Below are 18,201 nucleotides of genomic sequence, written 5' to 3'. Positions count from 1 at the left end.
GAGCTCGTGCCAGCGCGACCATCTCCGTGACCGGACACCACGTGCCCCGTCCCCGTCGCCCCCGTGCCGAGGACGTCGCACGGACGCCGGACGGCGCCACCGGTCCGGGCGGTTCACGCGCCGCACGGACCTGCCTGACCCGGCGACCTGCCGTGCCCGGCACGCAGCCCCTTCCCACCCCACGAGGAGACGGACATGACCGAGACGAACCAGCGCGCCGTGCTGACGGGCCTCCCGTTCGGCGACCTGATCCCTGCCTCATCCGAGCGCGTGGCCGATGCATCGGCCACGGGGTCGTGTCTGTCGTTCCCCGACCCGAACGGCTGGGCCGACGTGGCGGTCGACGTGTCCGCCCTCAGCAGCGACGCGGCCACCATCGAGGTGTGGATCAGCTCCTCGGCCACCCCCGACGCCGGCAGCGGCCAGACCATCTACCTCGGCCAGGCCGGTGACGGCGCCGCCCCCCGCCTGTCCATCGACACCGACAGCCGCATCCACCTCTACTGGAGCACCACCGGCACCGGCGGCTCCCACGCCTCCGCCGACACCACCCCCGTCCTCGACGGCACCTGGCACCACATCGCCGCCGTCATCGACGCCGGCACGATCACCTTCTACAAAGACGGCCAGCCCACCACCGAACCCACCCCGGTCACCATGCCCACCGGCCAACCCGCCACCAGCCCCTGCCAGATCGGCGCCGGCTTCGGCGACGCCATCGGCTACACCGGCCAGCTCTTCGACCTGCGCCTGTGGCACACCGCCCGCACCGGGCCGGAGATCCAGCAACTCCAGTACGCCGCCGTCGACGGCACCCTCACCACCCAACTGGCCGCCCTCACCCAACAAGGCCTGATCCTGGCCACCACCTTCGACCCCACCAGCAACGCCCCGATCAACCTCGTCGACGGCGGCGCCGGCGACCTGCACGACTGCACCATCCTCACCAGCCCCCTCCCCCAGGACCGGCCGACGATCACCTTCGGCTCCTTCGCGTCCGACGTGTACGGGAGCTGGAACGTCATGACCGACGCCACCACCACCCGCATGCAGGCCGCCGCCGGCGACTCGACCGCGTGGGCGGGCCTGGTCCAGGACCAGATGCTGGCGAACGGCTTCTTCACCAGCCTGCAGACCAGCGGTGAGGACGGGTGGGGGGACGCGACCGACACCAGCGGGCGGCCGGTCAAGGTGGCCGAGTGGACGGACTCGGCAGGCATCGTCCACCAGATCCAGTGCCGGGCGGCGCTCACCCCCCAGGTGGGCGGTGACCCCGGCGACCCGGTCCCGACCGGCGGCGGTGCCACCGCGCAGATCATCTCGAGCACCCGGGGGGACTCGGCGCTCGTCGTCCAGAAGATCGAGAAGGCGACCACCTGGAGCGGGATCGGGACGACCCTCGCGTTCCTGGTGGAGAAGGCCGTGGTGAAGGGGCTGACCGCCAAGCTGGACGGCCTGAAGTCCACCGCCTCGGACGCCAAGGACCTCTACACCAAGGAGCTGATGTCCGACGAGGGCTACGAGCAGGCGGTGGCCGACGTCGTGGAGGTGGAAGGTGTCATCAAGGCCGTGGAGATCTTCGGCAGGGTGACGGCGGTCCTCGCCGTCCTCTCTGCCCTCGTCGACGGGATCTTCGCGCTCTTCCACCCGACGACCATGTCGGTGTCCATGTGGAACGAGACGGACCTCGACCTGGAGTGGTCCCTGGGCTACCTCAACGACGGCTCCTACTGGGTCAACAGCGACGGTGGCCAGAACGGCGACTGGCGCCCCTTCCCGAAGAAGAGCACCGTCAACGGAGACGTGAGCCCCATCTTCGGCCCCATCACGCAGGAGACGGTGGCTGCGGTGAACCTGCTGTTCGCCAACGGCAAGGGCGACGGGCCCCTGGCCGACCAGCCGATCGACCAGTGCATCCTCGTCCGGCAGGCCGGGAGCACCGACGTCCCCCAGTGCCTGCTGCTGTCCGCGCCGTTGGTGGGCGCCAACAGCCTGGGTCTGAGCGCCGGTGCCGGCGACCAGGCGTACTTCAACGCCACACTCGCCGGCACCCCGTCCGACCAGCTCGACCAGCAGTACACCGTCTCGATCGGCGGGGAGCAGATCGACTTCCACCTGGTGGCCGACGCCCTGAAGGGCCAGACGACCTACGCGGGGTTCCAGGGCTACAACTACAACACCCTCCTCTACATCAAGACGGCGGCTCCGACCGGCACCGCCCGCTGAGGCGCGGTCCTCCCGCAGCGGCACACGGCCCGTCGCCCACCCAGGAGGCCCACCGATGGCCATCACCGTCTCCCGCGACACCAGCACGTCCACCCCCGCACCGGGCCCCTGGACCGTGCTGGACGAGCCCTTCCAGCAGGCGATGCGATCAGCACTGCTCGGCGGCAGCGGGGTCGCCCAGTACTACCAGGGGCAGCTCGCCCGCCAGGACGTGCTGAGCCAGATCACGGCGCAGGGCGCATCGGCCTTCACCGACGCGGTGCAGGCGACGGGGTCGTGTCTGTCGTTCCCCGACCCGAACGGCTGGGCCGACGTGGCGGTCGACGTGTCCGCCCTCAGCAGCGACGCGGCCACCATCGAGGTGTGGATCAGCTCCTCGGCCACCCCCGACGCCGGCAGCGGCCAGACCATCTACCTCGGCCAGGCCGGTGACGGCGCCGCCCCCCGCCTGTCCATCGACACCGACAGCCGCATCCACCTCTACTGGAGCACCACCGGCACCGGCGGCTCCCACGCCTCCGCCGACACCACCCCCGTCCTCGACGGCACCTGGCACCACATCGCCGCCGTCATCGACGCCGGCACGATCACCTTCTACAAAGACGGCCAGCCCACCACCGAACCCACCCCGGTCACCATGCCCACCGGCCAACCCGCCACCAGCCCCTGCCAGATCGGCGCCGGCTTCGGCGACGCCATCGGCTACACCGGCCAGCTCTTCGACCTGCGCCTGTGGCACACCGCCCGCACCGGGCCGGAGATCCAGCAACTCCAGTACGCCGCCGTCGACGGCACCCTCACCACCCAACTGGCCGCCCTCACCCAACAAGGCCTGATCCTGGCCACCACCTTCGACCCCACCAGCAACGCCCCGATCAACCTCGTCGACGGCGGCGCCGGCGACCTGCACGACTGCACCATCCTCACCAGCCCCCTCCCCCGGCCCGGGTACGTGGTGCGCCGGGCCACCCTGGGGTCCTGCAGCGTGGAGGTCCGTGTCCAGGTCGGTCCGCCGCCACCCGGGAGCGGCTCCGCCGTCACCGTGCCCGGCTCGATCGCCATCCTGCTGACCGGCCCGGTCGGTCAGCAGGAGCTCTCCGCGCAGCGGCTCTCCGTGGCCGCGGACCAGGCGAGCGAGGTCTCCGGTGCGGCGGCGGTGATCGCCGGCGCCGTCTCCTCGGGTCTGACCCGCTACCTCGGGTCGCTGGCCGGCGCCGGCGGCGACGAGACGGTGGCCGCCGCGGTGGACACCGCGGCGGCCGCCGGATCGGAGGACATCGCCGCCAGCATCGGACTCGAGGCGGCCTTCGGCGCCCTGGCCGTGGTCGAGGTCATCGGGGTCGCCGTGGCCGTGGCCGCCGCCGCGCTGGCGATCATCGAGCTGATCGCGCAGCGGAGGACCCATCAGCTGACGATCTTCAACACGACCGACGCGACGCTCACCTGGCAGATCACGTACCTCTACAACGCCGTTCCCGGCTGCGCCCCGCAGGGCACCCTGCCCCCGAGGCGTGCGGTGGAGGACGACACGAGCCCGGTCTTCGGTCCGGTCACCTACGACCTGGCGTCCTCGGCGGTCCTCTTCCTGCAGAACACGGACCCCGTCCAGGGCATCGGGTACGTGCTCGACGTGCAGTCGGACTCCTCGCCGCCCTTCGCCGTGCTCGGCGACATCCCGGTGGCCGGCGCCAACTCCTTCCTCGTCCAGGAGGGCGGGGAGGGTGGGCAGGGCTGGTACGACGCCGTCACCAGCGGCGGCCACGCGCTCGCGCAGCTGCGGCAGCAGGTGCAGATCGGCCCCCGGCAGCTGACGCTGGTGAACGACCAGCTCACCGGCAAGACGCACTACGGCGCCTACACCGGGGAGAACTACTGCTCGATCCTCTACGTCGAGTGACCGCGAGCCCGTCCGGACCTCAGGGCCCGACCGGTTCCCCGTGCCCGGTCCCGCAGCTGCCCCCGCGCACGAGTTCACCCAGTTCGTGGCGGGAGGCGACGCCGGTCTTGGCGTAGATGTTCGACAGGTGGAACCCCACGGTCCGGCGGGTGATGAACAGGTCCCGGGAGATCTGCGCGTAGCTCATCCCGGCCGTCACCAGCGCCAGCACGTCCCGCTCCCGGTCGGTCAGGGCCGGGTGGCCGGCACCCCGGACCCGGTCAGCCGGCCGCCCGCCGAGCAGGGCGGCGACCCGCTCGACGTACGGCGCGGCCCCGAGGTCGCGGTAGACGGCGGCGGCGGCGCGCAGCGAGGCCTGCGCCCCAGGGGCGTTCCCGAGACGCCGGCTCAACCGCGCGTGGTCGACCAACGCGTGACCGCGGTAGAGGGGCAGCTGGGGCACGGTCGGGTCGACGGCGGTCGCCAGGTGGGCCAGCGCCTGGGTGGCCTCGCCGCGGGTCTCGGCCACCAGGCCGCGGAGCCAGGCGACCGCGCCCGGCACCCAGGCCGGCTGCGACCGGGGGTCGGACGCCCGGGCGAGGAACTGCTCGGCCTCGGACAGCTCCCCGGCCCACGTCGCGGCGAGCGCGCCGTGCACCAGCCACGGCGCCCCGACGAACCCCTCGGCCAGCGGGACGCCCGGCCAGCCGGCCCGCATCCGTGGCAGCAGCGCCGCCTGCTGCACCGGGGACCCGCCCGCGTGCGCGCGGACCACGCCGGCCACCAGGAGCCACTGCACCGCCTCCTGACAGGGGGTGTCCCGCAGCTCCGACGTCGCCCGGTCGAGCAGCCGGTCCGCCTCGGCGAAGTCCCCCGCGGACGCCGCGGCGAGGGAGACCCAGCTGAGCACGAGCGGTGCGGCGGCGTCGTCCGGGACGGCACGGACGTCGAGCACGCGACCGGAGCAGGCCCGCGCCAGATCCCACTCCCCGCGCAGCCAGTGGACCACGCCCAGGACCCCCTGGAACCCGCCGTCGGTGATCTCCGGGTGTCCCGCCCGGACTCGGCGCTGGACGTCCCGCAGGTCCCGGACCGCACCCTCCAGGAACCCCGTGTGCGCACGCAGGACGCCGCGCCAGGCCAGGGCAGGGGCATCGCTGACCGGTACCGCGGCGGGGTGCTCAGGCAGTTCGGCGAGCTCCCGGAGCAGGACGCCGGGACCGTGCACGCGGGCAGTGGCCTGACCGCGGGCGAACAGGCGGTACGCCTCGACCGCGGGGTCGGCGACGCCGAGGGAGTCGGCGCGCTCGAGCCCGTCGAGGACCAGGTGGGTCCCGCAGCCGGCACCGGTGCGGCACCAGGCGAGCAGCACCTCGGTGCGGTAGCGGGTCAGCGGATCGCCCTCCCCGACCGGCCCGCGAGCACCCGCCTCCAGGACGGCGGCGGCCTCGGCCAGCTGTCCGGTGAGGAGCGCCAGGACGCCCTGCGCGAGGATCCGCCGTCCGGCGTCGGAGGTGCGGCCGACCTGGGGCTGGGCGGCGCGGACGGTGGTCAGGTCACGGGCCAGGGCGCTGGCGAAGACCGCGTCCAGCCACCGTCGCTGGCGCTCCTCGGGATCGGCGGTCAGCGCGCTGGCCCGGTACAGCGCCAGGGCGGCCAGGCGGTACGAGGCCTGCCGGTGCACGTGGCACGCGTACGACTCCAGGTCGGCGGCGAGCACGTCGTCATAGCGCTCCGCGGCCGCGACGCGGTGCTCAAGGGCCGCGGCGTAGGAGGTCACCGTCCCCGCGGCGCGGGCGTGCAGCACCTGGCGCCGGAGCGGAGGGATGCACCGGTAGGTCGCCGCGTGGACGAGCGGGTGCGCCACCCGGACGGTCGGCTCCGCGGCGTGCGCCCGCAGCTCGAGGAGCCCCTCGGCGACCAGGCTCTCCGCCGCGTCCACCGCGTGCTGCACCTGCGCGACGGCGGCCGCGCCGTACAGGGACGTCCACCCGGGCCCCAGCACCGCTGCCGCCTCGACCAGGGCGACCGCGGGGCCGGGGAGGCGTTCGAGGCGCCCGCGCAGCCGGCTGGCGAACTCCACGGGCGCGGGCAGCACCCGCACGTCCGAGAGGCTCTCCGGGTCCTGTTCGTCGAGCAGCTCCGTCAGGTGCAGCGGGTTGCCGCCGGTGTGCTGCCACAGGCGGCGCGCCAACGACTCGGACGCCCGCGGCCAGCGCGCACGGACGAGGGCCAGTGCCGCCGCCTCGTCGAGACCGGTGAGCTCGATCCGGGTGGCGTGCCCGGGGACCCCCAGCCAGCGTCGGAGCCCGCTGTGCCGCCCTGGGGACAGCGGTCGGGTCCCGAGGGCCACCAGCAGCCGGGCGTCACGGACGCGCCGCAGCAGCCAGGTCAGCGTCTCGATCGAGGGGGCGTCAGCCCAGTGCAGGTCGTCCAGGCGCAGGAGCACCGGCCCGTCCGCAGCGGCCGCGTCGACCAGGTCCCGCAGGCACCGGGCCGCTTCGAGTCGCGACAGAGGCCGGCCGCTCCGGACCGGACGGACGTCGACGCCCCACTGCGCCAGCACCCCGAAGGGGACGTCCTCCTCCTCCAGCCCGTCCGCGGCGAGCAGGCGGAAGGAGCGGGCGCGCTGGACCAGGTCGTCGAGGAGGCTCGTCTTGCCGACCCCGGGTCCGCCCTCGGCGACCAGCACGGTCGGTCGTCCGGCACCGGCCGACCGCACGGCTGCCGACAGGAGCGCAGGCTCGCCTCGGCCCCGCGAGGACGCGGCGGGTCCCTCCTCCGACCGTGCTGGACGGGCCAGCGGGTCTGCAGCTGTCCGCACCACGACGTGGTGCTGCCCCACGGATCCGAACGGGGAGGCCTGGCTCCGCTGTCGTCCTGCTCCCCCACGTCCACCACTGGTCTCCGGCGCGCTCGTCACGGGCTCCCCCTGGGTCGTCCTGACTGCGCCGCGGCGGCGGCGCGGTCGGTGCGGTCACCCTCGCGGCCGTGCCTCCAACGCCGCTCCAGGCGACCGCCCCTCACCCATCGCCGTGGGACTGGGCCCTCCGCTGGACACGGTCCGGCCGGCCGGGGGGACCAGCCGCCGGGCTGCCGGTCCCTGAGCCGCTCAGGCCGCGTGAGGGTCCTGCTGGGCGCGCGAGGTGACCCGGTCGGGAAAGGCGCCGGTGAACCGGACCAGCGCCCAGACCACGGCGATGGGCACGACCCAGTTCAGTGCCAGCTCGAGCAGGTGCGCCGAGTCGCGGCTGGTGGCGTGCTCGCCCAGCACCGTGACCAGGAGCCCGGCCGCCCCGATGAGGACCAGACCGGCGCCCCACGCCGTGCTGATGACCCGGTTGATCGACCGGAAGGTGGGCGATCCCCACACCTCGCGCGGGGTGGACAGGCGGGCGTACTCCTCGGTGAAGGGGCGGAAGGCGGCCGTGGCCAGGACGTACAGGCCGAGCACGACCCCCACCAGCGGCCGACCCCAGGTGACCAGCCAGTCGTCGACGTCCGCACCACCGGCGAAGCCGGCGACGGCGATGCCGGCGAAGAGGACGAGGGAGACCGCGTCCAGGGCCGTCGGACCGTGCTGCCGGACGCCGCGGACCAGCGCGGCGCCGGTCATCGCCACGGCGAGCACGGCACTCCAGGCCACGGCGTCGGCGGCGAGCCGGTCGGCCACGACGGTGAAGACGATCCACGGCAGGAGGCCGAGGACGAAGGAGGACGGGTTCATGGCCGGTCACCGTCCCCGCGGCCGCTCCACCCCGGCTCCGGGGTCCGGCTGGCGACCGCCACACCTCCCCGGGCGTCCTGCACCTCCAGCACGCGCCACAGCCCCGTGCGCCGCAGGGTGTCCCGGGTCGTCCGGTCCGGGTCGCGCAGGACCAGGCCCCCACCCCGGGCGCGGCAGCTGCGGTGTGCGCACAGCAGGGCGGCGAGCGCCGGCCCGGGGAGCGACCGGACGCACCGCAGGTCGACCACGATGGTGCGCGCCCCGCCGAGCAGCGCGCGGTGCAGCAGCCAGCGGGCGTCGGCCGGCCCGTCGGCGAGCAGGGCCTCGTCCAGGGCGAGGACGACCTCGGCGCCGGTGGAGGAGGGCCGGGTACCGGCCGTGGCGGTCGTCATGGATCTCTCCTCGGTCCGGCGGCGTGTCCCCCGGGGTCGGGCCAGCGAGTGGTCAGGCGCAACAGAGGTCGAGCCATGGGTCCAGGCCGGCCGACGCGCGCGCCGACTCCGCTGGGCACGGCGCGCGCCATGCCCAGGTGGCTCCACAGTGCTCATCGAGCTGCTCCAGGTCCGCCGAACAGGTCGCGCAGACGCTCTCCTCCCCTGCTCCAACGGGAGTCCAAGTCCGGCGCACTGGATGCGGCACCGTTGGCCGACCTCGCTCTTGGAGCGGGGTTGGAGGCACTCCGGCCACGATCCACAGCACGCAGCGGCGCCGGCCGCGGGAGCCGACGGGAGCGCCGGTGGAGGACGTCGTGTCGATCGACACCCTGGCCGCCGTGGCCGCGGTGGCGCTGCTCGCGGCCCTGCTCGTCGGCCTCCTCCCGCGGCTGCCGGTGCCTCAGGTGGTGCTGCTGCTGGTCGGCGGCATCGTCATCGGGCCGCACGTGCTGGGGCTCGGGGCGCCGGCGGACGTGCGGGTGCTCGCCGACGTCGGGCTCGGGTTCGTCTTCCTGCTGGCCGGTTACGAGACCGACCTGCGGCTGTTCCGGCAGGACGCCGGACGGCGGGCCCTGCTCTCCTGGGCGATCTCCTTCGGCCTGGCCGCCGCCGTGGTGGGTGCGCTCGCCGCGGCGGGGGTGGTCCAGGCGTTCCTCCCGGTCGCGCTGGGGCTGACCACCACAGCCCTGGGCACGCTGCTGCCGGTGCTCCGGGAGGAGGGCCTGCTCCGTGGCCGGCTGGGGCCGTACCTGCTCGCCGCGGGTGGGGTCGGTGAGCTGTTGCCGGTGCTCGTCATCGCCGTCTTCCTGGGCAGCCAGGGCCGGGGCGCCGCGCTGGTCTCCCTGTCCGGTGTGGCCACGCTGGCGGTGTTGCTCGGCCTGCTGCGCCACGGGGTCCGGGAGGGCAGCCGGCTGGCCGACGTCGTCCGCGCGGGCCAGCACGAGACCGTCCAGATCACCCTGCGCGGCACGGTCCTGCTGCTGCTCACACTGGTCGCGATCACCGACCGGTTCCACCTGGACGCCGTGCTGGGGGCCTTCCTGGCCGGGATCGTGCTGCGGCGGTGGGTGGGCACTGCCGCACCGGAGCTGGAGTCCAAGCTCGACGCCGTGGGGTACGGGTTCTTCGTCCCGCTGTTCTTCGTCTACTCGGGGATGAGCCTGGACCTGCCCGCGATCGCCGCCGCGCCGCTGCTGCTGGCGCTCTTCCTGGTGCTGATGCTCGCGGTGCGGGGTGGCCCGGTGTTGCTGGTCCACCGCCGGGTGCTCGCCCCGCGCGAACGCTGCCAGGCCGCCCTGGTCAGCGCGACGGCGCTGCCGGTGCTGGTCGCGCTCACCGAGATCGCCGTGCGCAGCCGAACGATGGCACCCGATGACGCCGCGGCCCTCGTGGGCGCGGGCATGGTCACCGTCCTCGTGTTCCCCGCCGTGGTCGTCGCGCTGGGCCGCCGACCGGTCCAGCCGGCGGCCGCGCCGTCCCCCGGTGACCCGGTGGGCCCGGCGCGATGAGCCTGCCGGCGACCTCCGCCGGAGGGCCCGAGGGCCTCGGCTGGCTCGCGGCGGTGCTCGCCCTGCTGGCGGCCGCGCTGTTCGCGCTCGCGGCCGCGGCCCAGCAACGGTCGGCGGCGGCGGTGCCGGAGGAGCACGCGAGCGGGCTCCGGCTGGTCCGGTCGCTGCTGCGCTCGCGGCTGTGGTGGACCGGCGCGCTCGCCGACGCCGGCGGGTTCATGGCGCAGGCCGCCGCGCTCGGTCTCGGGTCGCTGCTGCTGGTCCAGCCGCTGCTCGTGACCACCGTGCTCTTCGCCCTCCCGCTGGGTGCCCGCTGGGCGCGCCGGCGGCTGCGCCGGGCGGAGTGGACGTGGGCGGCGGTGCTCTCCGTGGCGCTCGCCGTCTTCGTGGTGAGCGGTGACCCCACGCCGGGCGTGGACTCCGTCGGCTGGCGGCAGTGGCTCCCGGCCTGGGGGGTGCTGGGGGCCAGTTGCGCGGCGTGCCTGATGGCCGCCGCGCTCCGCCGCGGCCGCGCACGCGCGGTCCTGCTGGCGCTGGTCACCGGCCTGCTCTACGGGCTCGCCGCGGCCCTCACCAAGGGTGTCGTGGACTCACTCGGCGACGGCCCGGGCGCCGTCCTCTCCTCGTGGGGCACCTACCTGCTCGCCGCGGCGCTCCTCGGCGGCACCGTCGTCCAGCAGTCGGCGTACCAGGCCGGCCCGCTGGAGGCGTCGCTGCCGGCGGCGACCGTGGGCGAACCGGTCGTGGCCGCCGTGCTCGGCGTCATCGTGCTCGAGGAGCGGCTGCGGGCGGGCGGGGCGGAGTGGCTGCTCATCGCGGTGCTGGTGACCGCCATGGTCGCCGCCACCGTCGCGCTGTCCCGGGCCTCGGTCGTCCCGGCCGCACCGGCCGCCGTGGGCTGACCCGCTCAGCCCGCCGGGACCCCCGCCAGGGCCGCCCGGTCCCGGCGGCGGGCCAGGAAGGCGACCACGAACGGCGGCAGGCAGAGCACCATTCCCGCCGTGGCGAGCAGCAGCACGTACACGGCGGTGTTGCCGGTGGCGAGCTGGCTGGGCGGGACGAACCCGAGCAGGAACGAGGCCAGACAGCCGAGCAGCCCCACGCCGCCGACCAGCCAGACCCCGGGCAGCCCGCCGGGGATGCGGTAGGGCCGGAGCACCTCGGGCCGGGTGTAGCGCAGCCGGATGACCGAGGCGAACACCAGCGCGTACATCGTGACGATGACCTGCGCCGTCACCGCCGACAGCATCCAGTAGGAGGTGCTCACGCTGGGCACCACCACGAACAGCAGCGCGAAGACCGAGCCGGCGACGCCCTGGGCGACCAGCAGCACGACCGGGACGTGGTTGCGGTTGGTCCGGCCCAACCGCGCGGGCGCCAGCCCCTCCCGCGCCACCACCGCCACCCCGGTGGCCGGACCGAGGATCCACGGCGTCAGGTGCGCGATCCCCCCGATGGCGACCACCAGCGCCAGAGGGGCGAGCAGCCAGTCCGCGGAGAAGGTGTGCAGCACGCTGGCGAACAGCTCCATCGTCCCGGAGACCAGGCTGATCTCGTCCCTGGGCAGCACGAAGGCCATGAACAGCGAGCCGAGGACGGAGAACGACACGGTGACCGCCACTGCCACGGCGATGGCCCGCGGCACGGTGCGGCCGGGGTCCCGGGTGTCCCGCGCGTGGAACCCGGCCATCTCCATGCCGGTGAACAGGAGGATGACCCCGCCGAGGAAGGCGAGGTCGTCCAGGTGCACGTCCGGCACGAGCGCGCCGGCCGAGAAGGGGATCTGGGACGTCTCTCCGCGCATCAGGAACGCCGCCCCGAGGCCCACCACGAGCAGGGCCGGGAGGATCGACCCGGCGACCGTGCCGACCCCACCGATGAGGGCCGACGCACGCACGCCGGCCAGCGCGGCCGCTGTCGTCCCCCAGAAGAACACCAGCATGACCACGACCAGCCAGGTCTTGTCCGTGGCCAGCGACGGGTCGATCGCGTACGCCAGGGACGCCGCGATGAACGACAGCACGGTGGGGAACCAGGCGACGTTCTCGGCGTAGTCGCACCAGACCGCGAGGAAGCCGGTGCGCCCGCCGAAGGCCTCCTTGACCCAGGCGTACACCCCGCCCTCGCGTGGGAAGGCGGTGCCCAGCTCGGCGGCGGCCATCGAGATCGGCACCAGGAACACCGCGATGGACAGCGCGAAGAGCGCGAGCATCGACCAGCCGTACTCGGCCATCACCGGGAGGTTCCGGGCGCTGACGATCGACGCCACGTTGATCATCGCGAGCGCCAGCACGCCCAGCCGGGCGGTGCGCGCCGGCCCGCTCACTCGGTGCCCGCGTCCCGCGGGGCGCACCGGCCGGTCACGCCGCCGTCCGCTCCACCGGTGCCGACAGCACGGGCTCCGACGGCGAGGCCACGCCACCGACCGCCCGCGGCACGAGCAGCTCACCCAGCCCGGGGACGGAGAGGAAGCCCTCCGCACCGGCGTAGCGCAGCCCCACCCGCGGCAGGTCGGCGACCGAGCGCACCACCAGCACCCGTGGCAGCCACTCCGGGTCGAACCGGGCGTTGAACTCCCGCAGCGACCTGATCTGGAAGAACGGGTTGAGCACCCCCACCGCCCACCGGGCGACCCGCTGCCCGGGCGTCACCGGCACGTCGTCGTCGAACAACCGGCCCCACATCGCGAAGTTCATCGACAGCCGGGCCACCCCGCGACCGCGCAGCGCGACGGCCGTGGAGGCGATGAGGAACTCCGTCATCCCGTTCGGGGAGTCGGGGTCGTGGCGCATCAGGTCCAGCGTGTAGCCGAACGAGGGACCGTAGGCGGGCACCAGCCGGAGGAACCCGCCCGGGACCCCGTCGGGGCCGACGGCGACGCAGAGCAGGAACTCGGGATTCGCCCCGTCCCCCCGCACCTCCTGGGACAGCGACATGGTGAAGCCGCGCTCGGGGTGCTTGCCCCGCCACCGGGCGCTGATCGCGTTGAGCTGCTCGACCAGCGCGGGCGGCGCGTCGGACTCGGCGACCAACCGGAACGAGTGGGTGCGGCCCACCCGCCGGACGGCGGCCCGCAGGCCCTTGTGCGCCGCCCCCTCCAAGGTGAACCGGCGGCAGTCGATGATCGCCTCGTCACCCAGGTACACCGACGTGAACCCGCGGGATGCGTACAGCGGCATGCTCGCCTCGCGGGCCGCCAGCAGGGCCGGCGTCCACCCCCGCTCGTCGCACATGGCGAGGAACTCGTCGAGGACCCGGACCACCGACTCCCGGCTGCCCACCGGGTCACCGGAGACCAGCGCGTGGCCACCGAGGTAGGTGTAGGCGAGGAACGCCTCGCCGTCCCGGGCGAAGAAGAAGCTCTTGTCGTCGCGCAGCGAGAAGTACGCGAGGGTGTCCCAGCCGTAGGTGCGCACCAGGCGGCCGGCCCGTTCCCAGTCCTCCTCGGTGTGCGGCCGGCTCGCGACCACCGGCCGCAACAGCAGGACGGCGAGCAGCACGGACCCGGTGGCCCCCAGCGCGAGCAGGGCCGCGGGCAGGAACTCGGCGAGGAGGGCGGACCGGTAGGTGTACGGGCCGTCGATGCCCACCAGCCCGCCCAGCACCGTCTGCAGCGCACCGCCGGGGGTCAGCGCCGGCTCCAGGCGATCCCGTTCGACCCACAACGTGGTCAGACCGAACAGCAGCACGGCGCCGAGGTGGACCGGCACGAAGCGGGCGACCCGCAGCAGCGAGGGCGGGTCGCCGGGTGCGCGGAAGGCAGACCGGTGGCGGAGCAGCGCCACGAGCATCCCGACGCACATCGCCACCGCGACCGGGTGTGGGCCCTTGAGCACGTGGGCGACGGCGGCGAGTGCGAACAGCGCGACCGCCACCTGCCAGGCGCGGTGGCGCCGCCTCGCCAGCTGGTCGGCGACCACGAGCAGCAGCGCGCCGGCGACGACCGAGCCGACCGTCCCGGCGACGGGCACCCAGAGCGGGTCCAGCGCGGGAGCTCCACCGCCGAGCCGGTCGTGCAGCACGGGGAGGTGGACGAGCAGCTGCAGCACGCCGCACAGCGCGGTGAGGCCGGCGAGCAGGCGGACGGCGAGGCAGTGGGCACCCGCCCGCGCAGGCGCGGTGGGGACCGGGCCCGCCGACGGGGCCAGCTGCGGCAGGGCCGTCACCGAGGCCGGCGGCGCGCCGTCGTCCTCCGGCCCGGCGCCGGCCGCGGGGGGCGGCGGCGCGCCGGGCGCTCCCCCGCCCGGCGGTGGACCGGACTCGGGCCGCAGGGTCGGGAAGAGGATCACCTCGCGGATGGAGTCCACGCTGGCCAGCAGCATCACCAGCCGGTCGATGCCGATGCCCAGGCCGCCGGTGCAGGGCATGCCGCGCTCGAGGGCCCGCACGTAGTCCAGGTCGACGTCGCCGGCCTCCGGGTCGCCGTGCGCCTTCGCCCGGGCCTCGGCCTCGAAGGCGGCCAGCTGCTCGACCGGGTCGTTCTGCTCCGAGTAGGCGTTGCACAGTTCGAAGCCGGCGACGATCAGCTCGAAGCGCTCGACGTAGGCGGGGTCGTCCCGGTGCGTCCGCGCGAGCGGCGAGACCTCGCGCGGGTAGTCGGTGCAGAAGACCGGGCCGACGATGGTGTGCTGCACCCGCTCGTCGTAGACCTCCTTCATCAGCCGCCCCGCGCCCCAGCCGGCCTCGTACGGGATGCCGAGCCGGTCGAGCACCGCCCGGGCCTCCGCGATCGGCATGGCCGGGTGCATCGTGTCGCCGGTCGCCTCGGCGATCATGTCCGCGAAGCGCCGGCGCGGCCACGGCGTCGCGCCCAGGTCGATGGCCTGCCCGCCGTGGTGGACGGTGAGGTCCTCGCCCAGCGACGCCCGGGCGGCCGCGGTCACCATGCCCTCGACCAGGTCCATCATGTCGCCGTGGTCGGCGAAGGCCTGGTAGGCCTCGAGCATCGTGAACTCCGGGTTGTGCCGGGTGTCGACGCCCTCGTTCCGGAACACCCGGCCGATCTCGAAGACCCGCTCCATGCCACCGACGATCAGCCGCTTGAGGTGGAGCTCCAGGGCGATCCGCAGGTAGAGGTCGAGGCCGAGCGCGTTGTGGTGGGTGACGAAGGGGCGGGCGCTCGCCCCGCCCTGGATGGTCTGCAGCACCGGGCCCTCGACCTCGGTGAACCCGCGGTCCTCCAGGTGGTGCCGGATCGCGCGCACGGCCGCGTGCCGGATCCGGAACACCTCCCGGGTCCGCTCGTTGACCTCCAGGTCGGCGTAGCGCTGCCGCAGCCGGGTCTCGACGTCGGTCAGGCCGTGGTGCTTGTCCGGCGGCTCGAGGAGCGCCTTGCCCAGGACGGCGAAGTCCTCGACGCACACCGAGAGCTCACCGCGGCGCGTCCGCATCACCGTGCCCTCGACCCCGAGCCAGTCGCCGCGGTCGACGTCGTCGAACTCGGCGTGCCGGTCCGCGCCGAGCACGGAGCTGTCCACGAAGAGCTGGACCGCGCCGGTGCGGTCACGCAGCGAGGCGAAGGTCAGGTGTCCCTGACGGCGGATCAGCTCGATGCGCCCGGCCAGGCGCACCCGGTGCGTCGTCCACTCGTCGGGAGCCAGCGCGGCGTGCCCGGCGCGCAGGTCGGTGACCGCCGTGTCCGTGGGGAACCGGTGGGGGTAGGCACCCACGCCACGGGCCCGCAGCGCCTCCAGCTTCGCCAGCCGCCGCGCCCGCTGGCCGGCCCCCCGGTCTGTGGCCGGCGCACCGGGCACCCGACCGCCGTCCGCCGACCCGCCCGCGATGGAGCTGTCCACCCGGTCCTCCCTCCGACCTGGCCGGCGTCGTCCCCGGCGTCTCCGTGGCAGGACTGTCGGGGCAGCGCCTCCAACCCGGCTCCAAGCCCTCCCGCCAGCCGCGGGCCCGTCGCCCGGGCGGCCACGGCGGCTGCCGTTGGCGCACGCTTGGAGCAGTTGCCCGCACGCTGAGCCGGGCTCGCCCCGACCGGGACGTCCGCAGCGGTGACGCAGGCGGTGGACGCGGTGAGGTGGACGCGGGGAGGTGGACGTGGACTGGGGACCGGAACTGCTGCCGGCGCTGACCGGCCGGCGGGAGCTCGTCGCCTGGCTGGTGCTGGGGTTCCTCGTGACCTTCCTGGTCACCCGGTTCGTCACGCACACGATCCGCACCGGCCGGGGCCCGTTCCGGGACGCCAGCGTCGGCGGGGTCCACGTGCACCACGAGGTGTACGGCATCTTCCTGCTGCTGGGCACGGGCACCGTCGAGTTCGCCTACCGGCCGGACGGTGCGTGGGCCGGCCTGCTCGCCGTCCTCTTCGGCGCCGGTGCGGCCCTCACGCTCGACGAGTTCGCGCTCTGGGTGCACCTGGAGGACGTGTACTGGGCGCGGGAGGGCCGCAGCTCGGTGGACGCGGTCCTGCTCGCGACGGTCGTCGGCGGCATGCTGCTCATCGGCGCCAACCCGTTCGACGCCGACCGGGCTCGAGGTGAGGGCGTCCTGGCCCTCACCGTCCTGCTCAACCTCTGCTTCGCGGTCGTCTCGATACTGAAGGGGCGGGTCGTGCTCGGCGTCCTGGGCGTGTTCGTCCCCCTCGTCGCCGCCGTCGCATCCGTGCGCCTGGCGCGGCCGACGTCGCCGTGGGCCCGCCGCTGGTACCCGCCCGGCGGCCGCCGGGCGGCCCGCAGCAGGAGCCGGTTCCCGGCCGGGCGCCGGAACCGCTGGGACGCCCTCGTCGACCTGTTCGCCGTCGTCCCGCCCTCCGCCGCGCCCCGCGCCCCGGACGCCGTCACGCGCTGACGCGGCGCCGCCGCCACCCGATCGGGCACGCCGGCGTGGTGCGGTTGGAGAGGTCTTGGAGCGGGCGCCGGGACAGTGCACCGACCGGGCACCACCCCAGCGGAACGGAGAACCCCGTGCACGCCTTCTTCAAGGACGACGACTTCCAGTTCGCCGTGGAGGGCGTCCTCGGCAGCACCTGGTCGCGCGCGGCCGACGTCGGCGAGGTCCTGACGACCGTCGACCGGATCCCGAACCGCTCCGCGCGCGCCTGGGTCCAGCAGTGGACGGCGACCGCCGAGCGGGTCGCCGGGGAGGCGCGCGCGGCCGAACGAGCCGGGCACGTCCGGACCGCTGCAGCCCGCTGGCTGCGCGCGTCGAGCTACTGGTCCGAGGCGGCCGACAAGGCCGACGGCCCCGGCGACGCCACGGACCTGTGGGAGTCCCATCGGCACGCCTGGGACCGGTTCGTCGACCTGACCGCGGCCGTCGGCGACGTCGCGGTGGAGCGCATCGCCGTCCCCTACGAGGGGACCACCCTGCCCGGCTACCTGTTCCGCGGAGCGTCGGCCGACGACGCCCGGCGGACGCTGGTCCACACCAACGGCAGCGACGGCTCCGTCACCGGCGCCTGGTCACGGTGCATCGCCGAGGCCCTCGCCCGCGGCTGGACCGCCGTGACCTACGACGGCCCCGGGCAGAACGCCGCGCTGATGCGGCAGGGCCTGCCCTTCCGCCCGGACTGGGAGGCCGTGCTCACCCCGGTCATCGACCACCTGGTGACGCTGCCGGCCGTCGACCCGGAACGGATCGCGGTCATGGGCATCAGCCAGGGCGGCTACTGGGTCCCCCGGGCGGCCGCCCACGAACACCGCATCGCGGCCGCGGTCGCCGACCCCGGGGTGGTCGACGTCTCCACGACGATGCTCCAGCAGCTCCCGCACTTCCTCGTGGACCTGCTGGACGCCGGGAAGCGGGAGCAGTTCGACCGGGACATGGCGTGGGCGCTGAAGCTGTCCCCCGCGACCCGCACGATGATGGAGTGGCGGATGCGGCCCTACGGCGTCACGTCACCGTTCGACTTCTTCACCGCCGCCCGCGAGTACGCGCTGACCGACGAGCAGCTGGCCGCGATCACCTGCCCGATGCTGGTCACCGATCCGGAGCACGAGCAGTTCTGGCCCGGTCAGTCCGCCCGGATGGCCGCCGCCCTCAACTGCCCGGTGACGCTGCTGCCCTTCACCGCCGACGAGGGGGCCGACTCGCACTGCGAGCCGGCGGCGGTGGGGCTGCGCAACGAGCGGGTCTTCGACTGGCTCGACGACTGCGTCCCCGCCTGAGCGACCCGACGGCGGCGGGCCCGGCGCCCGACCGGTGGCGGGGCCCGTGGTCCACGCTCATCCGTCGTCCTCCCGGGGCCTTCGTCGAGGACCCCGATGCGACGAGGGCGACCGTGCGGTCGTCGTCGCGGGCCAGTCGGCGCAGAACCTCCTGCTCGGCGGGGTCGGGCAGCTCGACCGGTGCCTGCATCAGGCGGAGGTCATGTCCCGGAGCGGCGATGCCGCGCCTCGCACGGGCTCGAGGGCGTCAGTGGCCGTGCGGGTCGAGGTGGTTGAGGGTCGCGACGACGTGGTCGTAGTCGCCGCGCGCTTCGCC

11 protein-coding genes are annotated in these 18,201 nt (G+C 74.6%); 6 read left to right on the top strand and 5 right to left on the bottom strand.

From position 1 onward, the window contains the following. Positions 1-195: 195 nt before the first annotated feature. Together HLA93_RS17980 and HLA93_RS17975 are read left to right on the top strand one after the other, a co-directional pair. Positions 196-2,226: a LamG domain-containing protein gene (locus tag HLA93_RS17980; protein WP_222195814.1), complete on the top strand. Its 2,031-nt coding sequence runs from the start codon at positions 196-198 to the stop codon at positions 2,224-2,226. Positions 2,227-2,281: 55 nt separating this feature from the next. Next, positions 2,282-4,123, top strand: a complete 1,842-nt coding sequence (locus HLA93_RS17975; protein ID WP_222195813.1) for a LamG domain-containing protein — start codon at positions 2,282-2,284, stop codon at positions 4,121-4,123. A 19-nt stretch (positions 4,124-4,142) separates the two neighbouring features. Here the strand turns inward: HLA93_RS17975 and HLA93_RS17970 are convergent, their stop codons facing one another. The 3 genes from HLA93_RS17970 to HLA93_RS17960 all read right to left on the bottom strand — a co-directional run bounded on the left by HLA93_RS17970 (position 4,143) and on the right by HLA93_RS17960 (position 8,221). Next, complete coding sequence (locus HLA93_RS17970; protein ID WP_222195812.1) at positions 4,143-6,794, bottom strand: helix-turn-helix transcriptional regulator; 2,652 nt, start codon at positions 6,792-6,794, stop codon at positions 4,143-4,145. A 420-nt stretch (positions 6,795-7,214) separates the two neighbouring features. Further along, positions 7,215-7,829, bottom strand: a complete 615-nt coding sequence (locus HLA93_RS17965) for a hypothetical protein (protein WP_222195811.1) — start codon at positions 7,827-7,829, stop codon at positions 7,215-7,217. After that, entirely contained in the window at positions 7,826-8,221 is a 396-nt protein-coding gene (locus tag HLA93_RS17960) for an STAS domain-containing protein (protein WP_222195810.1), read from the bottom strand. Before HLA93_RS17960 ends, HLA93_RS17965 begins: the two co-directional genes overlap by 4 nt. A 344-nt stretch (positions 8,222-8,565) precedes the next feature. Here HLA93_RS17960 and HLA93_RS17955 point away from each other — a divergent pair, with 344 nt between their 5' ends. Further along, the gene (locus tag HLA93_RS17955) at positions 8,566-9,771 is read left to right on the top strand and encodes a cation:proton antiporter (protein ID WP_222195809.1); all 1,206 of its coding nucleotides are present in this window, start codon (positions 8,566-8,568) and stop codon (positions 9,769-9,771) included. Beyond that, positions 9,768-10,673: a DMT family transporter gene (locus tag HLA93_RS17950; protein WP_222195808.1), complete on the top strand. Its 906-nt coding sequence runs from the start codon at positions 9,768-9,770 to the stop codon at positions 10,671-10,673. Before HLA93_RS17955 ends, HLA93_RS17950 begins: the two co-directional genes overlap by 4 nt. Positions 10,674-10,678: 5 nt before the next feature. On the opposite strand, the gene HLA93_RS17945 is transcribed toward HLA93_RS17950, so the two are convergent. Together HLA93_RS17945 and lysS are read right to left on the bottom strand one after the other, a co-directional pair. Further along, positions 10,679-12,097, bottom strand: coding sequence for an amino acid permease (locus HLA93_RS17945; protein WP_222195807.1), 1,419 nt, complete (start codon positions 12,095-12,097; stop codon positions 10,679-10,681). A 34-nt stretch (positions 12,098-12,131) separates the two neighbouring features. Continuing rightward, complete coding sequence (gene lysS / locus HLA93_RS17940) at positions 12,132-15,566, bottom strand: lysine--tRNA ligase (RefSeq protein ID WP_222195806.1); 3,435 nt, start codon at positions 15,564-15,566, stop codon at positions 12,132-12,134. Between the two features lie 250 nt (positions 15,567-15,816). Here lysS and HLA93_RS17935 point away from each other — a divergent pair, with 250 nt between their 5' ends. Beyond that, positions 15,817-16,566 (top strand): hypothetical protein, encoded by a 750-nt coding sequence (locus tag HLA93_RS17935; RefSeq protein WP_308128224.1) that lies wholly within the window; start codon positions 15,817-15,819, stop codon positions 16,564-16,566. Positions 16,567-16,682: 116 nt separating this feature from the next. After that, positions 16,683-17,885, top strand: a complete 1,203-nt coding sequence (locus HLA93_RS17930) for an alpha/beta hydrolase family protein (protein ID WP_222195804.1) — start codon at positions 16,683-16,685, stop codon at positions 17,883-17,885. Positions 17,886-18,201 lie beyond the last annotated feature (316 nt).

This window comes from Modestobacter italicus (assembly GCF_019799965.1).
Classification (GTDB): Bacteria; Actinomycetota; Actinomycetes; order Mycobacteriales; family Geodermatophilaceae; genus Modestobacter; species Modestobacter italicus_A.
The sequence above is the reverse complement of the archived record's forward strand: the minus strand, read 5'-3'. Positions and strand labels throughout refer to the sequence as shown.

What these genes read in the sequence shown, in the direction of transcription:
- HLA93_RS17980 (WP_222195814.1), top strand. Translation starts at nt 196, where the DNA reads ATGACCGAGACGAACCAGCGCGCCGTGCTGACGGGCCTCCCGTTCGGC.
- HLA93_RS17975 (WP_222195813.1), top strand. Translation starts at nt 2,282, where the DNA reads ATGGCCATCACCGTCTCCCGCGACACCAGCACGTCCACCCCCGCACCG.
- HLA93_RS17965 (WP_222195811.1), bottom strand. Translation starts at nt 7,829, where the DNA reads ATGAACCCGTCCTCCTTCGTCCTCGGCCTCCTGCCGTGGATCGTCTTC.
- HLA93_RS17960 (WP_222195810.1), bottom strand. Translation starts at nt 8,221, where the DNA reads ATGACGACCGCCACGGCCGGTACCCGGCCCTCCTCCACCGGCGCCGAG.
- HLA93_RS17950 (WP_222195808.1), top strand. Translation starts at nt 9,768, where the DNA reads ATGAGCCTGCCGGCGACCTCCGCCGGAGGGCCCGAGGGCCTCGGCTGG.